Genomic DNA, 17,233 nt, shown 5'->3' on the forward strand with positions numbered 1-17,233 from the left:
TTTAATAAAACATTAGCGCTTTTGGCGGTTTTTCTTAAGCCACCAGATACTGCCGCCAATCGTCAGCAGGCTGATCGTGGTTCCTAAGATCAGGTACGGTGGAAGATAGTACATCGAGACCTGATGCTTGCCAGCCGACATTGGAATCGCCATAAAAGTACTTAAAGCTTTTTTAGGCGTAACGGTTTTGCCATCAACCTTAACGTGCCACCCCTTGTCATAAGGAATGGTGGTCATCAAAAGATCCTGACCATGCTTAAGATTGATCGTCCCCTTGATGCGGTTGGATCCATAGCTGGTGACCTTTAATGGCGACTGCTTTAAGGTCTTGAGACTGGCATTGAAGGCTTTTTGATTGAGCATGTAGAGGCTGACGTTTTGCATCCAGAGCGTTGAGTTTTTGAGACTAAAAACGATCTTGATGGTTTTGCCTTTAGCGTGATTAGCGACGTTGACCGTTACCGTATTGCGATAGGTGTCATATTGCGTTAAGGCCTTGCCGTTAATCGTAATCGTGGCGTTGTTCTTGACGTTGGCGCCTAAAGTCAGGTAATAGGAATTATTGGTCGTCGGGGTAAACTCGAGCTCAATGCTTGCCGGGGTCAGCAGATTGCGTTTTTTAAACGTGGTTCCGGTAATCTGCACGGCGGATTGGACGTTGCCAAACGTGACGTGATTAAAGTTCTGGACCTGGAACAGCGACTGATTGACGCCGCGCCCCGCCAGCGACTGAAAGATCTGGGACTGATAAGCTAATGGGTCCAGTGTGTTATGCGTCAGATTCAAGACCTGGCTGCTGGCGCCAAAAGCAATTGGCAGTGCTGCTTGATTAGACTTGATATTGACCATCGAAGTTTGAGCAATCGTTTTTTGCTGTTTTAGATCAGGCCTGAGACTGGTCGGCGGCAAAACGGTACTGCCATTCTGATTGCCATGATGCCGTTCCTGTAAGAAGTACTTAAAGCCCAACAGTGAATCGGTAACCTGCGTACCATCCGTGTAGGTGATAAAGCCATCGCCATCAGGCTGGCCAATCGCGCCCATGAATGCGGGCTGAGCAGGTTCCAACGTTGAGCCAAAGTGATCGCCGCTGTTGAAGTCCGCTTGGAATGGATCATCCTTGGTCCGCATAAAGGTCTTGCCGGTTCGATAAAGGCCGCTGTCCAACGATTTGAGCTCGCTAACGGCTTTATCCATTTCTTTGGTATAGTTGCCGAACTCAGCCTGTGAGACGTACGAAATGTTGTTTAGCGCCGTAAACGCGCTGGTGCTGACGTCACAGACTGCCAACAGAATCAAAAGCAGGTCGTAAAGCCGTGAATTGCCATAACGTGGAATCAGCAGCGTCAAGATGGCAACCAGAGCAAAGCCAAGTCCGACCAGCAGCTGATTGCGATTGATATATGAAAGATGACTGACCTGTTTTAGCATCAGGTAGGTAAAAATACTGCCGACTAAAACCGTTAATCCAAGCGCTGCCGGCCATTTGATACGGAAATCAGGCTGCAGGGTTCGCGCGGCCAGCCAGATGCACCAAAATGAGAACAGATAGGAAAAACGATACGGATACCAAACAGGAAACTGACCAGCGTGCCAAAACAGATCCAGCGCCTCAATACAAAAAGAGGCCAGTAAAAACAAGGTAATCAAACTGGCTGTCAGACGACCGGCAATTTTTTCGCGTCGATTGAAAAAATAAAGGACGGCCCCCAGCATGATCAACATGCCAACATAAATATTCGGCTGACCACTTGGCATCTGATTGAAATTGAATGATCCAGGCACCAGTTTGGCCAGCATCTTTAACGGATTATACTCGAGTTTCCAGTTCCATGACGTGGTTGTATAAGTACCCTTACTCTGAGTTAAGGCATAGGCAGTCGGCAGCAGTACGAACGCGCTGATGGCTCCGGCAAGCAGCGAACTGCCTAGGTAGCGGCCCAAGGTATAGCCAGCTGCATGCCATTGCCATTGCCAAGTCGTTTTCTCGCTAGCGATCGTCCAAATTCCAAATAAAACGGTGAAGACGGCAACCATCCAGGCCATATAGTAGTTGTCAATCAAAGCCGCTGCCAGCCACAGTATATAGGTCCAGGGGCTGCGGCCGAACAATAATTTGCGCTCACCATAGATGATCAGCGGCAGCAGAAATAGGACGTCTAGCCAAAGAAGATTGAACTGATTGGCAACCATCCAACCCATTAAGGCGTAGGATGTCGAAAAAAGCCAAATGCGCGGTCCCTGTTGAATCTTTTCGCGGTCAAGCACCCAAGCCATTGCCAAGCCAGCCAGTCCGTATTTAAGCAGCGTTAGCATGGCAATACCACTGGCAAGATGCTGTGCGGGGAAAAAGAGCAGCAGCAGATTTAACGGACTCCAAAGATAGTATGCGTTGGTGCCCCACATCTCACCGCCCAGTCCCTTGCTAAATGAATAAAGCAGACTGCTGGGGTGATGCAGAAGCGATGAGCGCAGATAGGCAAAAAAATCAACGTACTGCTGACCAAGATCTACAGTCAGGACAGTACTGCTGCCAAATGGTGCCATGCCGCGATAAACAAAGTAGCCGCCCATAATCAAGACGGGCAGCAAAAAACTGATCAGCAAAACCAACCGGCGCTGACGAACGGTATGTGTCATATCAAAACAGATCCTTATCTTTAGGAATGAAAATTACGTTTTTTATTATAGCCATAAAGTGTGAAAACTTCGTGGTTTCCTTGCTTAAAATTCGTTAAATCATCTCATATTAGGTTTAATCTTGCAAATAAAAGTGTATAGTTAAACTCTTGAGGACAATCTTGCAGTTCGATTCGGTCGTGCTGCAAAAAATTTGTTAAAATAGACTTATTCTGTCTAAGGAGATTATTGAAATTGAAGTTCTTAAATCGCTTTAAGGGCATCTTCGATCAACGCAAAAAGAGCAAAAAAACCGCGCAATCCGTGATTCCATCGCGATTGAACTTTTTGCTATGGGTCGTAGCGCTCCTTTTACTGGCCTTGGTTGCCCGCTTGTTTTATCTGCAGGTGCTGAATGGATCATCTTTTAAGGCTGAGGTTAAAAGCTCGGATACCACCGTGCAGACTAACAATGTTCAGCGGGGGATGATCTATGACTCATCTGGTAAGGTTTTAGTCGGCAATCAGGTCCATCAGGCAATTACCTATACTAAAGGCGCTGACGTTACCAGTGCGGATCTGTATAAGATCGCGAATCGCCTCGGTAATTATGTCAACGTTGGCACCAAGACCAAGCTGACGCAGCGTCAGGCAGAAGACTACTATCTGGCCGACAGCGATAATCTGAAGGCGATTGTCAAGAAGCTGCATCTATCCAGTCAGGTTACCAGCAATGGTCAATATAACAAGGCATTGGCCTACTTGAACAAGCATCCGGAAGTATACAAGCTGACCAAGCTGCAGCAGAATAAGGCGCGGATCTATGCTGCGATGAGTGGCGCCTACTCGCTGTCTACGACCTATATCAAGTCAACCGGTGTTACGGCCAAGGAACTGGCTGAAGTTGGCGAGCATCTGAGCGAAATGCCAGGGGTTAAGATTGGGAAGGCCTGGACACGAAACTATCCTCAGGGCAAAGACATTCAAACCTTAACTGGGACGCTTTCATCTGGCTTGCCGAGTGACGAATTGAACTCCATGCTTGCCCAAGGATACTCACGAAACGATGACGTTGGACAAAGCTATCTGGAAAAGCTTTACCAATCAACTTTAGCCGGCTCAAAATCACAGACTGAAGTTACAACGACTGGTAATACCACCAAAGAAAAGGTTAAGTATGCCGGCAAGAAGGGCGACAACCTGGTCTTGACGATCAATTCCAAGTTCCAAAAGCAGGTTCAAAGCATTCTGGAAAAGAACTATTCGTCAGCTGGGATCGCTTATTCAACAGGGGTCTATGCCGTCGTAATGAATCCAAATACCGGCGAAATCTATGCAATGGCTGGGATTGATCGGGATCCAGCGACTGGCAAGCAGACTACCGATGAGATCGGGGCCATCAACCATCCGATTACGATGGGATCGGTTGTCAAAGGGGCCATGGTCATGGGTGGTTTTATGAGTGGTGTCATCACGCCAAGTAACAATACCTTGACTGATATGCCGATCAAGCTGGCCGGAACCAGTGCCAAGACTTCTTGGTTCAACAAGACTGGTAGTGCCAACATTGCCTTGAATGCTGCAACGGCCCTGGAAGTTTCATCCAACTCATACATGATGCAGCTAGCCATGAAAGAAGGGGGCATGAAATATGTCTCTGGTGGCGCGATTGACCTTGATCCATCGATCTTTACCAAGCTGCGCTACTACTTCAAGATGTTCGGCTTAGGCGTTAAGACAGGGATTGACCTGCCAGGTGAAAGTACCGGCTATGAGGGGCCTTCTAAACAGTCCAACATCGGTTCGGCACTTGACCTTTCATATGGTAACTATGATGGTTATACAACGATTCAGCTGGCCCAGTACATGTCCACGATTGCCAATGGCGGTTATCGGATGCGGCCATATATCGTTAAGCAGGTGCGGGGGACCAACAAGGATGGTTCGCTAGGGGCCATCGAATATACTACTAAGCCGGAAGTCTTGGGAACCATCCCAGCCACTGCTGCTGAATGGAAGATCGTCAAAGAAGGTCTCTATGATGTGGTTCACGGCTCAAGTAACTACATTACTGGTAAGAAACTGGCTAGCGATACGCCATCGATCTCTGGTAAGACTGGTACGGCCGAAACGTTCTACAAGAACAACAGCACGGTTACGCTTAGTTTTGCCGGTTACGCGCCATCTAACAATCCACAGGTCGTAGTTGCGCTGGCTATTCCAGGCGCAAGTAATTCTGATGGTGGGGCCAACCTGACGATGGCTTCACAGATCTTTAAGGCCTTTTGGAAAGATGTTAAGAGTTCGAAAGATTATCAATAGAGCTGTAGATTGTAGCTGTCAAGGGAATTTCCTTAACAATCTTGGACAAAACTCTGGTCAAAGCAGCGAATTGATGATATAGTTGTACGAGTTAGGGTTACGAATAACCAATTAAATCTGAAAAAAGTTTGGAGGTTGCCACCAATGCGTGTAAACATTACTCTTGAATGTACTTCATGCCACGAACGGACTTACTTGACCAGCAAGAACCGTCGTAACAACCCGGACCGTCTTGAACTGAACAAGTACTGCCCACGGGAACGCAAGGTTACGCTGCACCGCGAAACCAAGTAATTCAAATCTAACCAAGACTCAGCTGCCAGTGAGCAGCTGAGTCTTTTTCTTCTCCAGAAGAAAGAGCGCTAATAATCTTAGTGATGACATCTGATTATGATACTAATCTAAAATTTTGAGTTAATTGAAAAATTTTCCGTTTAGCATTTTGGTGCAAATTGTGCGAACGGTTGCAATTTTTGTGCAAAAACGCTTGCATAAATTACCATTAGCGGTGATAATTACTTTTTGTAAACGTCTGTCAATACGTTTTACGGAGGGAGAGAGAAAATTGACACATTCAAAAAAGGAAATGCGCAAGGCGTATATTGCCCGGCTGCAGCAGCTGGATCAAAATACGCGGCTGCATGAACAGCAGCGCTTAGCGCAAAAACTTTACGATCTGCCGCAGTGGACCAACGCCAAGACGGTTGCACTGACAATGAGCCAGTCGTTTGAGCTGGACACGGCACCGCTGATTCTGCATGCAAGGCATGAAGGAAAACGAGTGCTGGTTCCGCGCACGCTGCCGAAAAGGCAAATGGAGTTTGTTCAAATTGATGAGGATACCGAATTTGAAGAAACTGGATTTGGCGTTTTAGAACCGTTGTCAGGTCCGGCCTTAAAACCACAGGAGATCGATCTGATCGTTGTACCGGGCGTAGCCTTTACTGCTGATGGCAAGCGGCTGGGTTTTGGCGGCGGCTATTACGACCGCTACCTGGCAAACTATTCGGGCAAGACGGTTTCTTTAGCCTTGACTACGCAGTTGGCTGACGCGGCTGAGTGGCCTGGCGAGGACCATGACGTTAGGATTGGTCAGGTTGTTAATCTAGAGCAGGAATAAAAATGAAAGAAGCATGGCAAAAAGCGCCGCTTACCAGTCTGATTATTTTGATTCAAGTGATCGTATTCGTCTTGATGACGCTGGCGGGCGGCTCAACTAATTCCCAAGTGCTGATTGAATTTGGCGCGCGCTATACTCCATTGATCAAAGCCGGAGAATGGTGGCGTTTGATTACACCAGGATTCGTGCACATTGGACTCACACATCTGGTAGTCAATAGTGTGACGCTTTATTTTATCGGCATGTATATCGAAAATCTGTTTGGGCACTGGCGGTTTTTGGCGATTTATCTAATGAGTACGCTAATGGGAAATCTGGCGAGTGCGGTCTTTTTGCCCCAGTCAATTTCTGCTGGTGCCAGTACTGGTATTTTTGGCCTGTTTGGCGCCTTTTTGATGTTAGGACTGGCCTTTTGGGATGAGCCAGCAATTCATTCGCTGGCTCACCAGTTTTTAATTTTAGTGTTGCTTAACCTGGGAACCGACATTTTGGTGCCGGGGATCGATCTGGCCGGACATCTGGGCGGCCTTTTAGGCGGATTTTTTATGGCGGCCGTGGTTGGCGCACCGCGTTTGGGTAGGATAGACTTGCTAAAACGCTTTCTAAGTGGCACTATATTGATTGTAACGATTACAGTTTTTTTGGAAATGGGATTGCTAAAATGAAACCAATTCGTGAGATTCGCACGCTATATGATGTTCAGCAGCTTTTAAAACGCTTTAACGTCTTCGTCTATGTTGGCAAAAGACTTTGGGATATTGAGCTGATGGCTATCGAAGTTGATAATCTTTACCAAGCGGGTGTCTTGGATAAGGATTTGTATATGCAGGCCAAACTGGTTTTAAGAAAAGAGCATCGCATTGAAGAAAAACTGAATCAGGAAAACAAATCGCCTTACTAAGGCAAGGGATTTATTGAGGTTAAAGGAGAAATTTGAGCATGAACAAGAAGTTAATCGGTGTTGACCTTGGTGGGACTACGATCAAGTTTGCTATTTTAACGGACCAAGGCGAAATTCAGCAAAAGTGGTCGCTGCGAACCAACATTTTGGACGAAGGTTCGCACATCGTTCCCGATATCGTTCAATCCATCAACCACCATATTGATCTGTACAAGATGGACCGCAGTCAATTTATTGGTATCGGCATGGGAACGCCAGGCACGGTTAACCGTGAAGAAGGAACGGTAATCGGTGCTTACAACCTTAACTGGAAGACGCTGCAGCCGGTTAAGGAGCAAATTGAAAAAGGCACGGGCTTGAAATTTGCTTTGGACAATGACGCTAACTGTGCCGGCCTTGGCGAGCGCTGGAAGGGTGCTGGCCATGAAGGTAACGATGTGGTCTTCATCACCCTGGGGACTGGCGTTGGCGGTGGAATTATCGCTAATGGTAAGCTGGTTCACGGTGTCAATGGTGCCGGCGGTGAAGTTGGCCACATTATCGTTGAACCAAACGGCTATGAATGTACCTGCGGCAACCACGGCTGTCTGGAACAATATGCTTCTGCTACGGGAATCGTTCATCTGGCACAGGATGCTGCTGAGGAGTACGAAGGCAACAGCCGTCTGAAGGCCATGATCGACAATGGCGATGAGATTACGGCCAAGATTGTCTTTGATCTGGCTAAGGAAAACGACTTTTTGGCAAATGAAGTCGTTAAGAAGGTTACGTACTACCTGGGACTGGCATGTGCCAACATCAGCAACACGCTGAACCCTGAAACGGTGGTTATCGGTGGCGGGGTTTCGGCAGCTGGTGAATTTCTGCTTAAGCGTGTTCAGCAAAACTTCCAAAAGTTTGCTTTCCCAACAGTACGGACTTCCACGCAGCTTAAGCTGGCTCAGCTGGGCAACGATGCCGGTGTGATTGGGGCTGCTTCATTGGCGCTTGATTTTATCGCTGATGAAAAATAAACTATTTATTTGAAGGCTTTAAAAAGGCAAGGAAGCACGTCTAAGGCGTGATGAATTGCCTTTCTTAAATTAATACAAGCATGTTTGGAGGAAATTGTTGTGGTACTGGGAATGAGTTCAGGATGGTTGATTTTTGACATCATCGTATTGGCAATTTTGGTTGGCTGGGGAGTAAGTGCTGGAATCAGTGCTTATCGGCGCAAGCATTATGCTACGGTGCTGGATGAAGATGCCTTCCGTGAGGGCATGCGTAAGGCGCAGGTGATCGATCTGCGGCAAAAGGATGCTTTTGATAAGGGGCACATTTTAGGCGCTCGCAGTCTTCCATACATCTATCTTAAGCAGCAGTATGGTGAACTGCGGCCAGATCTGCCGGTTTATCTTTATGATGACGGCATGCAGCTGAGTACGCAGGCCGTGACTTTCTTGGCCAAAAAAGGCTACCACAAGCTCTACATCTTAAAGGGCGGCTATGCAGAATGGCACGGTAAAACGAAGAAAGCCAAATACGCTGATTAGACAACAAAAGGCTGTTGCAAGCTTGCAACAGCCTTTTTTATAATCTTAAGAGGATTACAGCTGATGAGAAGAGCGTCCCTTGCGCGTAGCAGCGCGACGGTTCTCATCAAAACGATTTTCTTCTTCTTCAATGGGCTTAACGACCGTCTTGTGGAAGGCTGCTACGCTGCTTGCTACGGCACCGAGCGTCGTTAAGGTTCCCAGGATAAAACCACGTGTAAATTTTTTCAAAAGAGTAGCCCCCTTTATGTCATTTGGCTTTATTATGACCGATTTTTGACTGATTTACCAGTAATTTAAGACAAGGAAGTGTTAAATTTGACTAAAGCAATTGCAATCGTGGGTCCCACCGCTGTTGGCAAAACCGCGCTGTCGATTCAATTAGCCCATCATTTAAACGGTGAGGTGATCTCAGGCGATTCGATGCAGATCTATCGTCATTTGGATATAGGTACGGCCAAGATTACTCCAACGGAAATGGAAGGGGTTCCCCATCATCTGATCAATATTCGCGATCTTAACCAACGATTCTCCGCTGCTGAGTTTCAAAAATTAGCCAGTGAACAGATTGAACAGATTGAAAAGAATGGGCATTTACCGATGATCGTTGGGGGAACCGGTTTTTATCTGCAGACGCTGACGGAAAATCTGGCGTTGGGTGCGGATCGTTTTGACGAAAAATCACAAAGGATTCGAGACTACTGGCATGAAATTGCTGAGCAAAATGGTTCCGAGTATGTTTGGCGGCAGCTGCAGCAAAAAGATCCTCAGGCCGCAGCTCAAATTCCAACGGGTAATCTGCGGCGCATCATTCGGGCTTTGGAAGTAATTGAAAAAACCGGTCATCTTTTTTCGCAACAGACCCAGACTAAAACCGAAAATGATTTTTTACTGATTGGCTTGACGACAGAACGTTCGGTTTTATATGAACGAATCAATCAGCGGGTGGACTTAATGATTAAAAGTGGCCTGCTGGATGAGGCGCGCTGGCTGTATGAGCAGGGCGGCGAAAACTATCAGTCGGGCAAGGGAATCGGCTATCGTGAGCTATTTCCGTACTTTAAGGGTGAAGCAACGCTTGATGACGCAGTGGCTAAAATCAAGCAGGATTCCCGTCACTATGCCAAGCGCCAGCTAACCTGGTTTAGAAATAAAATGAACGTTCAATGGTATGATTTGGTTAGTGGTCGGAATACGACTAATGAAATTGAAGCTGTTGTTGAAAACTGGTTAAAAAATTAAAGTTAAACGTTAGTCAAACTAATTTATCAACGCGATCGATTTTGAAAGCCCTATCAATAATTGACTTATTTCCTTTCAATTGGTAGGCTATTAAAGTAATCAGAGGGAAGGCTGAACATAAGCATTAGCAATGACCAATCCCTTAATTGGTCTAGCCATCTGAAACTAGTTGTGAAGTAGCAATTGTGGAAGGAATGGAATAAAATGGCAAAACACGTATTCACTAAAGAAGAAGTTCATGAATTGGTTGAAAAAGAAAATGTTCATTTTCTGCGGGTAATGTTCTCAGATCTGTTTGGTACGACTAAGAGTGTGGACCTGCCTGTCAGCCAATTAGATAAGCTGATGAACAACAAGATGATGTTTGATGGCTCTTCAATCGACGGCTTTGTCCGCATCAATGAAAGTGACATGTATCTCTACCCTGACATGTCAACTTGGCTGGTCTTTCCTTGGGGTGAAGAACACGGTAAGGTTGCCCGCGTGATCTGCAGCGTGCACATGACTGATGGCACGCCATTTGCTGGTGACCCTCGCAACAACCTGATCCGTGTTTTAGACGACATGAAGAAAGCTGGCTTTACTTCATTCAACATCGGTCCGGAACCAGAATTCTTTTTGTTCAAGACTGACGAAAAGGGCAACCCAACGACTGAAGTAAACGATAACGAAAACTACTTTGACATGGAACCTGCCGATGCCGGCGAAAACTGCCGTCGCGACATTGTTTTGGCACTGGAAAAGATGGGCTTTGACGTTGAGGCTGCTCACCATGAAGTTGCTCCTGGCCAACACGAAGTCGACTTTAAGTACGCTAATGCTCTGGAAGCAGCCGACAACATTCAAACGTTCAAGTTTGTTGTTAAGTCAGTTGCCAAAAAGCATGGCCTGCACGCCACGTTTATGCCAAAGCCATTGTCTGGCATCAACGGTTCAGGTATGCACACCAACATGTCGCTGTTTGACAAAGATGGCAACAACGCCTTCTACGATGAAAAGGGCGACCTGCAATTGTCCGATACGGCTTACCACTTCCTGGCTGGGATTCTGAAGCACGCTCGCGCTTTGACGGCTATCTGCAACCCAACCGTCAACTCTTACAAGCGTCTGGTACCTGGCTATGAAGCCCCAGTTTACGTTGCCTGGTCTGCATCCAACCGTTCACCATTGATCCGGATCCCAGATGATCGTAAGATGGGTACGCGGGTTGAAATGCGTTCCGTTGACTGCACGGCTAACCCATACCTGGCAATTGCCGCTATTTTGGAAGCCGGTCTGGACGGTCTGCGCAACAACCTGACGCCAATGAAGGAAGTTACGGAAAACATCTACACGATGACGCCAGAAGAACGTGAAGCCAAGGGCATTGAAGATCTGCCATCCAACCTGCACAACGCTTTGAAGAGTCTGCGTGCCGATGAAGTCGTTCGTGAATCTATGGGTGAACACCTCTACAAGAACTTCTTTGAGGCCAAGACGCGTGAATACGATGGTTACCGTCAACACGTTTCTGACTGGGAACGTGACAAGTACATGCTCCAATACTAATTTGTGTTTTGTCAAAAAGGCCTGCCAAGCTGCAGGTCTTTTTATTTTAGAGACGAAAAAAACGCAGCGTTGCAAGTGACGCTGCGTTTTTTAAAATCAGAATCGTGACTAAAACTATTCACTCAGCTTTTTGGCATCTGCATCCAGCTTAGCGAAGCCTGAACCATTAGGCTTTTTGTTGTCACGCTTTTCCATAGCCTTGCGGGCCATTTCTTTTCGTTCTTGCTTACTCAATTTACGTGCCATAATAGTTTCGCCTCTTTTCTTGACATTCAAGTAGTCCACATGTGTGTAATACTCGAATAATTCTATTATAGTCATTCTTTAAGAATTTGCAACCGTTATCGCAAACGGTAAAGATTTTATAACTACCTGGATTAATCGCTTTAAAAGTTGTCAAAAATCCGCTAAGATTAAATCAGTATTAAATTAAGGAGTTAAAGCTATGGCAAATGTTGAACAGACAAATGGTGCGCTTGATGTAAGCCAAGCAATCAATAAGCAAATTGCTGTCAAGATCAAGTATCTGCAAGAATTGGAAACCGCGGTCGAACATCATGATGACTGCAAGGTATATCAATTGCTGGACAATCAGCGCTATGCTGCGGAAATTGAACATCGCGAACAGCAGCCAAACGAGCAGGGCGTAATGAACCTGGTCGATGATCTGGCTGACCAGTTGAGCAATTTTTTGAGTGCCAACCTGATTCAATATTTGGGCAAGGCATATCCATTCTTTTACTACGAGGAATATCAGACTGGTCACTACCGCATCTATTTTGGCAATTGGTGGGATCGGCGGCGATTTGGCGAATTAGACGTGCTGAATATCCGCTTTGCCTTTGATCAGGAAGAATATCAAAAGCTGGCCCGTGCGTTTGAATTAAGCAGGCAAAGCAAACGCTACAACAGCGATCGTATCGAACAGATCTCCAGTGAAAACGATCGCCTGCAAAAGCTGATTGACAGTCGTCAGGAGCGCGAGCAAAAGCGGGCCGAACTGCAGAGTCAGCTTAAGGATGCCAGTGCACACAGCGGCTTGTTTGAATCCAACAAAAACCGTGAAGCACGGCAGATAATCGTTGAACAGATTAGCAAGCTGGAAGATGAAGAACAAGAATCGCGGACGGCTGCTGATACGATCAAAGAAAATGAACGTGTAGTCCTAGATCTGTCTAAGGAAAACACGATCTTGAGCTATGAACAAAAGAGCATCGTTGATACGTTTGGCACGTTTGAGGATTTTGAACTGGCTAACCGGAATCTATATGCCAGCTATCTTAAGAGCCTTGGCGGCAAGCAAGCGGGGGTGAGCGCAGATGAGCAATAATCAAATGATCTCAACGGCAGCTGACCGCGTTCGTTCGCTCAGTGATTCAATCGCGCAAGGTTTGGAAGTTGGACAGCGCTACGTGGCTTTGCTTAATCAGCTGACTTCGACCAAGGATCCTAAAGAACTACTTACAGCAACGGAAAAATTGGGAGAACTCAGTCTGGAAAACGCTTTCGTCAAGTTTCCACAGCATTATCAGCTGGCCGACTACTACCTACTTTTGATGGCGCGGATGTTGGAATTAAATAATGAATCTGGCCTAACGATCGAAGAAAATGACATTCATCATCAACTATTGGCCAAGATTTCGCCGATGGAAGATCAAGAACGGTTTACTTTTGAGATTGATCCACGTAACGGCGGGGCCTTCTTTGCTGAGCAGCATCATCATGAACCACTGTTTTATCTGAATTTAAAGCATCAGATTTTGAAGTTCAGCAATCGAGCACTGGTTGACTTTTTCATTGTGCGTCAGACGCAAAAATTCAGTGACCTGGATCTGCAAGCGGTTGTGCAGCCGATGATTAAATTTGCCTTGCTGCTGGAAAAACAGTTGGATTTCGTGATTGATCTGGGCATCTTAGAAACTGGCAATGGCGCGCGGTTCCGCCTGCAAAAGCCGGATCTGCCGCTGACGATTATCGATCGGCTGTTTGTCAAGACTACGGATACCGACTACATGCTACTGAGTCTGCCGCAAAACAATGGCGCCGAATTGCGACTGGATCAAAACGTTCGTCTGCAGCTGGCTTTTGATCCAGATGACTACAGTCAGGAATGGAGCTTTCGAGTATTAGATAGCAAGGAGCATGTTTCGTTTTTCGATGTGCTGCTGCACTATCCGCTGGTTCGCGAATGGTATCTTGATAACCGCGAATTTTTAGCAGTCCGGACCGATGCGTTGATTTTTGCAGATGACGAACATGAGCCATTGACAATGACGACGCCTGATCAGCCAGCCAGTCAGTTCGAACAGCCGGATGTTGATTTGACTGAAGCAAAAAAAGCAGAAGAAAAGGAAGATTAGTTTGTTAGATATTACTAAGTTGTTGCATGAGTCAATTGAATTTGACTGGCAATTAGATGAGGATCACGATATTCAACTTGGTGCCGAAGCCCGCGTTCAAAACGTCTTTACTGCGTTGGACGTTGAGCTGGCTGAGATTGCCAATGCCGCGGAATGGTTCAAGGTATGGAAGGAACATCAAGGAAAGCAGCTCCCAGGCCGGACGCATCATCAAACGGTACTAGAAGAATACGTTGACGCGCTGAATTTCTTTTTGCTGTTTAGTGCCAAAAAACAGTGGACGCATCTGATTGTGTTGGATGATCAAATGCTGAATCGTGTCAAAAATGGCAAACCGGCTGAAAAGGTACCAGACTGGAACAAGGAATATCTAGCAATCAAAAACTTCTTGTATGTCAGCTACTTCAATCATCGGCAAGAGGATTTTCGTCATGCCTGGCATCTGTTCTTAAAGTTGGGACTGGTTGATTTTGGCTTTACCGAAGATGAAATCATGGCCGCCTATGAAGAAAAGCTGAAGATCAACATTCAGCGTCAAGAAGACAACTATTAAGTCCATCGAACTCTCTGAGGCCGTCCAACAGGCTTTCGAGAGTTTTTTCAGATAATAAAAACGACATTCGCCATTTGACGGATGCCGTTTTTGTTGATAAGGAAAGGCGATGCTTCTTGCTGCTAAGATATGGGGCTTAGCAGCGGGGATTTTAAATTGCCAAAAGATTTGACCAACTACAGATAAAGAAAGAATCAACGAAATGATAAAGAGTGGCAACATTTTGTGATCCCATCAAAAGCATTGTCTATATATTTCATTATTGTTACTTTTGTTAAGAAATGCAATAGTTTTGTAACATAAAACCATATCTTAATAAAATCTTAAATATTACACTAAATAAAAAGGCCCATTGATATGATTGAAAGAAGGCTACAATGGATTTTATATAGTACATTTTTTGTTGCGTAGACTACAAAAAAGAGCGTAAAAGCTTCACTGCTCGCAACCACATCAGCAATCGCATCAATCATTGCAGCGATTATCGCATTGCTAGATTGGCTAGGAATTAAGCCTTAACACTCTTGAAATAATGGCGAGGGAAAATCAGCTCTCACTTATTTTCGTATATTATAACAAACAGAGGAGAAGCATGGAGAATTCTACTAAAATTAAATTAGGCCTGTTATTTTCAGTTCTTGCTATAATAATATCAATCTATAATTTGCTAAGGTGATTTCAATTAAAACCAGCCTCGGTCAAAGTAAGCAAAAATGGCCAGAGGGTTCTTATCGAAAATTTGGTCATACTTTGGTAGTAAAAACTGTTGGCATGGAAGCTGTTACTGGGATTAAAGATCTACGCAAAAAAACGACTGTCATATGACGGCCGTTTTTTAATATGGTTGGGACACCTATGCAATTAAGAATGCCTTTATATCAGTGTTTTTGACGTTTCATATATGGGGCAAGTGGGAATCGAACCCACAACCTTTGGTTTAGAAGACCAATGCTCTATCCAGTTGAGCTATTGCCCCAGACCTAATTAAGTATATTATATTCCACGAAAATGTCAATAATACAGTTGATTAGACCATTGCAAAACCTTTTATGTTAATGGAAGTCTAATTTATTGACAAAGCGCTTACATCGTTTTAATCTAACGGTAGAACAAGTTTGTAGACCAGCTACATGTTTAACCTAAAGAGCTTTATTAAGAATGGAGGCGTAGTGCCAATGACGGGCAGCAAGGTTGATCCTCGTGTAGTCAAGACCCGCAGTAGTCTCCGCAAGGCACTTGTTTATCTGATGAAGCATGAGAAGCTTGAAAACATCAGCGTCCAAAAGATTACTGAAACGGCAAATATTACTCGAGGCACATTTTATCTACATTACAAGGACAAACGCGACTTTATCAAATCAGCAATGAATGAGATTCTGGATGACCTGTTTGCACAAATTATGGTTGAGCGGCAGATCTCAACGTCTGGTAACTCAGTTCAGGTACTGTCCTTAAATGAAGCCTTTCAATGTATTGAAAACAGTGCAGAGGTCTTTGATGTCCTGTTGAATAATGAACGCAATGATTTCTTTTATGCACAGCTTTATGATCGCCTTTGCCAGGAATTAACGAAGTATGCCAAGCAGCTAGATAATGAATTTGATGATTTTGATGTCCCAATCAAAATGCAGGTTTCATTTTTGGCGTCAGCCGTTTTAGGAGTGATCAAAAGCTGGCTGCAGGATGGCATGATCTATACGCCGCGCTACATGACACAAAGCATGATGAAAATGCTGCAGCAGTTTAGCGGTGAGGGGATGCTTTTAACCTCATTTTTTGATGGTAAGGTCAAGTCAGCATTAGAAATCTAGCCAAGAATCGCCGGGCCGATTGGACACGGTGATTTTTTATTTTGCAGTGGTCTGATTTTTGTTGACGTGATCAAAATGTTTTGATATGATATTAGCGTTGTATTTGTGAACCAACAACTACAACCGCACGCAACCGAGTTTTAAAAGCTTCGGCTGCTCGGCCGGCGAGTCTTAGAAATTAAGGAGGTGCACAAACTGATGTACGCAATTATCGTTACTGGCGGCAAGCAATACAAGGTAGAAGCAGGTCAAGCTATCTACGTTGAAAAGCTGGACGCAAAAGAAGGCGACAAGGTAACTTTTGACAAGGTTATCTTTGTAGGCGGCGACGACGTTAAGGTCGGCACGCCATTTGTTGACGGTGCTACTGTTGAAGGTACTGTTGACAAGCAAGGCAAGGAAAAGAAGGTTGTTACCTTCAAGTACAAGCCAAAGAAGCACACCCACACCAAGAAGGGTCACCGTCAACCATACACTAAGGTTACGATTGACACGATCAATGCTTAATGGGGTGGTTCAATGATTCGCGCGGTTTTTCATACCAATCAGGATCATGGAATAGCTTCGTTTGAAATGACTGGGCATGCCGATCATGGCGATTATGGTCAAGACATTGTCTGTGCTGCGGTATCTGCTTTGGCAATCGCAACAGTCAATGGTTTGGAAAGAGTCGTCAAGCAGCCTGCTACAATCACGGCAGATCATGCAAATGGCGGTTTGCTTAAAGTCAGTTCAATTGATCCGGGACGCGATTCCCAGATTTTAATGCAGACGTTCTTGGAAGCGATGCTTGATATTCAAGAACAGTATGCAGAAAACATTGACGTAAAAATGTCTTAAAAATAAATTCTAAGCTGGAGGTGAAAACTATGATTATGGATCTTCAATTCTTCTCCCACCACAAAGGGGGCGGTTCGACTGCCAACGGTCGTAACTCTGCTGGTCGTCGTCTGGGGACTAAGGCTGCTGACGGTTCTGTCGTAACGGCCGGTTCTATCATCTACCGTCAACGTGGTACTCACATTCACCCAGGTGAAAACGTGGGCCGCGGTGGTGACGACACTTTGTTTGCTAAGATCGACGGCGTTGTTAAGTTCGAACGCATGGGTCGCAGCAACCGCAAAGTTTCGGTTTACCCAGTTGCCGAATAATAAATTAAAGTCCAGTTCGACTGATGTGCTTGCATGTCATCGAACTGGACTTTTCTTTTGGCGTTTTGCTAAAG

At 45.4% G+C, this 17,233-nt stretch carries 19 protein-coding genes, 1 tRNA gene and 1 other annotated feature; of the genes, 16 read left to right on the forward strand and 4 right to left on the reverse strand.

All coding sequences use genetic code 11. The features are described 5' to 3' along the window. Positions 1–12: 12 nt before the first annotated feature. On the reverse strand, positions 13–2,640 hold the full coding sequence (locus tag ACLUWI_RS09145; RefSeq protein WP_412147068.1) for a YfhO family protein: 2,628 nt from the start codon (positions 2,638–2,640) through the stop codon (positions 13–15). Between the two features lie 234 nt (positions 2,641–2,874). Between ACLUWI_RS09145 and ACLUWI_RS09150 the strand changes: the two genes are divergently transcribed. The 7 genes from ACLUWI_RS09150 to ACLUWI_RS09180 all read left to right on the forward strand — a co-directional run bounded on the left by ACLUWI_RS09150 (position 2,875) and on the right by ACLUWI_RS09180 (position 8,494). Beyond that, on the forward strand, positions 2,875–4,941 hold the full coding sequence (locus tag ACLUWI_RS09150; RefSeq protein ID WP_412147069.1) for a peptidoglycan D,D-transpeptidase FtsI family protein: 2,067 nt from the start codon (positions 2,875–2,877) through the stop codon (positions 4,939–4,941). 144 nt (positions 4,942–5,085) lie between these two features. Beyond that, entirely contained in the window at positions 5,086–5,235 is a 150-nt protein-coding gene (gene rpmG, locus ACLUWI_RS09155) for a 50S ribosomal protein L33 (protein ID WP_033935278.1), read from the forward strand. Between the two features lie 271 nt (positions 5,236–5,506). Then, on the forward strand, positions 5,507–6,061 hold the full coding sequence (locus tag ACLUWI_RS09160) for a 5-formyltetrahydrofolate cyclo-ligase (RefSeq protein ID WP_412147070.1): 555 nt from the start codon (positions 5,507–5,509) through the stop codon (positions 6,059–6,061). 2 nt (positions 6,062–6,063) lie between these two features. Further along, entirely contained in the window at positions 6,064–6,726 is a 663-nt protein-coding gene (locus ACLUWI_RS09165; RefSeq protein WP_412147071.1) for a rhomboid family intramembrane serine protease, read from the forward strand. Next, on the forward strand, positions 6,723–6,962 hold the full coding sequence (locus ACLUWI_RS09170; RefSeq protein WP_074504639.1) for a YqgQ family protein: 240 nt from the start codon (positions 6,723–6,725) through the stop codon (positions 6,960–6,962). Before ACLUWI_RS09165 ends, ACLUWI_RS09170 begins: the two co-directional genes overlap by 4 nt. Before the next feature lie 38 nt (positions 6,963–7,000). After that, positions 7,001–7,975 (forward strand): ROK family glucokinase, encoded by a 975-nt coding sequence (locus ACLUWI_RS09175; protein WP_412147072.1) that lies wholly within the window; start codon positions 7,001–7,003, stop codon positions 7,973–7,975. A 111-nt stretch (positions 7,976–8,086) separates the two neighbouring features. Continuing rightward, positions 8,087–8,494 carry a rhodanese-like domain-containing protein gene (locus ACLUWI_RS09180; protein ID WP_179944456.1) on the forward strand — a complete coding sequence of 136 codons (408 nt, stop codon included), beginning with the start codon at positions 8,087–8,089 and terminating at the stop codon, positions 8,492–8,494. Between the two features lie 54 nt (positions 8,495–8,548). Here the strand turns inward: ACLUWI_RS09180 and ACLUWI_RS09185 are convergent, their stop codons facing one another. Continuing rightward, positions 8,549–8,725: a DUF3042 family protein gene (locus tag ACLUWI_RS09185; protein WP_347953565.1), complete on the reverse strand. Its 177-nt coding sequence runs from the start codon at positions 8,723–8,725 to the stop codon at positions 8,549–8,551. A gap of 87 nt (positions 8,726–8,812) precedes the next feature. Between ACLUWI_RS09185 and miaA the strand changes: the two genes are divergently transcribed. Together miaA and glnA are read left to right on the forward strand one after the other, a co-directional pair. Next, positions 8,813–9,736: a tRNA (adenosine(37)-N6)-dimethylallyltransferase MiaA gene (gene miaA, locus ACLUWI_RS09190; RefSeq protein ID WP_412147073.1), complete on the forward strand. Its 924-nt coding sequence runs from the start codon at positions 8,813–8,815 to the stop codon at positions 9,734–9,736. A gap of 204 nt (positions 9,737–9,940) precedes the next feature. Next, positions 9,941–11,284: a type I glutamate--ammonia ligase gene (gene glnA / locus ACLUWI_RS09195; RefSeq protein ID WP_412147074.1), complete on the forward strand. Its 1,344-nt coding sequence runs from the start codon at positions 9,941–9,943 to the stop codon at positions 11,282–11,284. 114 nt (positions 11,285–11,398) lie between these two features. On the opposite strand, the gene ACLUWI_RS09200 is transcribed toward glnA, so the two are convergent. Continuing rightward, positions 11,399–11,530, reverse strand: a complete 132-nt coding sequence (locus tag ACLUWI_RS09200; RefSeq protein WP_272209307.1) for a hypothetical protein — start codon at positions 11,528–11,530, stop codon at positions 11,399–11,401. A gap of 199 nt (positions 11,531–11,729) precedes the next feature. Between ACLUWI_RS09200 and ACLUWI_RS09205 the strand changes: the two genes are divergently transcribed. Genes ACLUWI_RS09205 through ACLUWI_RS09215 form a run of 3 tightly spaced genes read left to right on the forward strand, consistent with a single transcriptional unit; the run spans position 11,730 to position 14,197 of the window. Further along, positions 11,730–12,614, forward strand: coding sequence for an exonuclease SbcC (locus ACLUWI_RS09205; RefSeq protein WP_412147075.1), 885 nt, complete (start codon positions 11,730–11,732; stop codon positions 12,612–12,614). Further along, positions 12,604–13,644 carry a hypothetical protein gene (locus ACLUWI_RS09210; RefSeq protein ID WP_412147076.1) on the forward strand — a complete coding sequence of 347 codons (1,041 nt, stop codon included), beginning with the start codon at positions 12,604–12,606 and terminating at the stop codon, positions 13,642–13,644. The genes ACLUWI_RS09205 and ACLUWI_RS09210 overlap by 11 nt, the downstream gene beginning before the upstream one ends. Before the next feature lies 1 nt (position 13,645). After that, a complete protein-coding gene (locus ACLUWI_RS09215; RefSeq protein WP_412147077.1) occupies positions 13,646–14,197 on the forward strand; it encodes a dUTP diphosphatase in 552 nt (183 codons plus the stop codon). Between the two features lie 902 nt (positions 14,198–15,099). Here the strand turns inward: ACLUWI_RS09215 and ACLUWI_RS09220 are convergent. Then, positions 15,100–15,173, reverse strand: a tRNA-Arg gene (locus ACLUWI_RS09220). Between the two features lie 199 nt (positions 15,174–15,372). On the opposite strand from ACLUWI_RS09220, the gene ACLUWI_RS09225 reads away from it, so the two are divergent. The 4 genes from ACLUWI_RS09225 (at position 15,373) to rpmA (ending at position 17,159) form a co-directional block, all read left to right on the forward strand. Further along, positions 15,373–16,008 carry a TetR/AcrR family transcriptional regulator gene (locus ACLUWI_RS09225; protein ID WP_412147078.1) on the forward strand — a complete coding sequence of 212 codons (636 nt, stop codon included), beginning with the start codon at positions 15,373–15,375 and terminating at the stop codon, positions 16,006–16,008. A gap of 111 nt (positions 16,009–16,119) precedes the next feature. Further along, positions 16,120–16,190 (forward strand) — a sequence feature (ribosomal protein L21 leader region). Between the two features lie 16 nt (positions 16,191–16,206). Continuing rightward, complete coding sequence (gene rplU / locus ACLUWI_RS09230; RefSeq protein ID WP_412147079.1) at positions 16,207–16,515, forward strand: 50S ribosomal protein L21; 309 nt, start codon at positions 16,207–16,209, stop codon at positions 16,513–16,515. A gap of 12 nt (positions 16,516–16,527) precedes the next feature. Further along, positions 16,528–16,848, forward strand: a complete 321-nt coding sequence (locus tag ACLUWI_RS09235) for a ribosomal-processing cysteine protease Prp (protein WP_412147080.1) — start codon at positions 16,528–16,530, stop codon at positions 16,846–16,848. Positions 16,849–16,877: 29 nt separating this feature from the next. Next, on the forward strand, positions 16,878–17,159 hold the full coding sequence (rpmA, locus tag ACLUWI_RS09240; protein WP_006499566.1) for a 50S ribosomal protein L27: 282 nt from the start codon (positions 16,878–16,880) through the stop codon (positions 17,157–17,159). The last annotated feature ends 74 nt before the right edge of the window (positions 17,160–17,233 follow it).

The organism is Limosilactobacillus mucosae (assembly GCF_046939755.1).
In the GTDB taxonomy this organism is placed as follows: domain Bacteria; phylum Bacillota; class Bacilli; order Lactobacillales; family Lactobacillaceae; genus Limosilactobacillus; species Limosilactobacillus mucosae_A.

Excerpts from the sequence above, each read along its gene's own strand:
- rpmG (WP_033935278.1), top strand. The coding sequence starts at position 5,086 with ATGCGTGTAAACATTACTCTTGAATGTACTTCATGCCACGAACGGACT.
- ACLUWI_RS09205 (WP_412147075.1), top strand. The coding sequence starts at position 11,730 with ATGGCAAATGTTGAACAGACAAATGGTGCGCTTGATGTAAGCCAAGCA.
- ACLUWI_RS09145 (WP_412147068.1), bottom strand. The coding sequence starts at position 2,640 with ATGACACATACCGTTCGTCAGCGCCGGTTGGTTTTGCTGATCAGTTTT.
- ACLUWI_RS09225 (WP_412147078.1), top strand. The coding sequence starts at position 15,373 with ATGACGGGCAGCAAGGTTGATCCTCGTGTAGTCAAGACCCGCAGTAGT.
- ACLUWI_RS09235 (WP_412147080.1), top strand. The coding sequence starts at position 16,528 with ATGATTCGCGCGGTTTTTCATACCAATCAGGATCATGGAATAGCTTCG.
- ACLUWI_RS09170 (WP_074504639.1), top strand. The coding sequence starts at position 6,723 with ATGAAACCAATTCGTGAGATTCGCACGCTATATGATGTTCAGCAGCTT.
- ACLUWI_RS09210 (WP_412147076.1), top strand. The coding sequence starts at position 12,604 with ATGAGCAATAATCAAATGATCTCAACGGCAGCTGACCGCGTTCGTTCG.
- ACLUWI_RS09200 (WP_272209307.1), bottom strand. The coding sequence starts at position 11,530 with ATGGCACGTAAATTGAGTAAGCAAGAACGAAAAGAAATGGCCCGCAAG.
- rpmA (WP_006499566.1), top strand. The coding sequence starts at position 16,878 with ATGATTATGGATCTTCAATTCTTCTCCCACCACAAAGGGGGCGGTTCG.
- ACLUWI_RS09175 (WP_412147072.1), top strand. The coding sequence starts at position 7,001 with ATGAACAAGAAGTTAATCGGTGTTGACCTTGGTGGGACTACGATCAAG.
- glnA (WP_412147074.1), top strand. The coding sequence starts at position 9,941 with ATGGCAAAACACGTATTCACTAAAGAAGAAGTTCATGAATTGGTTGAA.
- rplU (WP_412147079.1), top strand. The coding sequence starts at position 16,207 with ATGTACGCAATTATCGTTACTGGCGGCAAGCAATACAAGGTAGAAGCA.
- ACLUWI_RS09180 (WP_179944456.1), top strand. The coding sequence starts at position 8,087 with ATGAGTTCAGGATGGTTGATTTTTGACATCATCGTATTGGCAATTTTG.
- ACLUWI_RS09165 (WP_412147071.1), top strand. The coding sequence starts at position 6,064 with ATGAAAGAAGCATGGCAAAAAGCGCCGCTTACCAGTCTGATTATTTTG.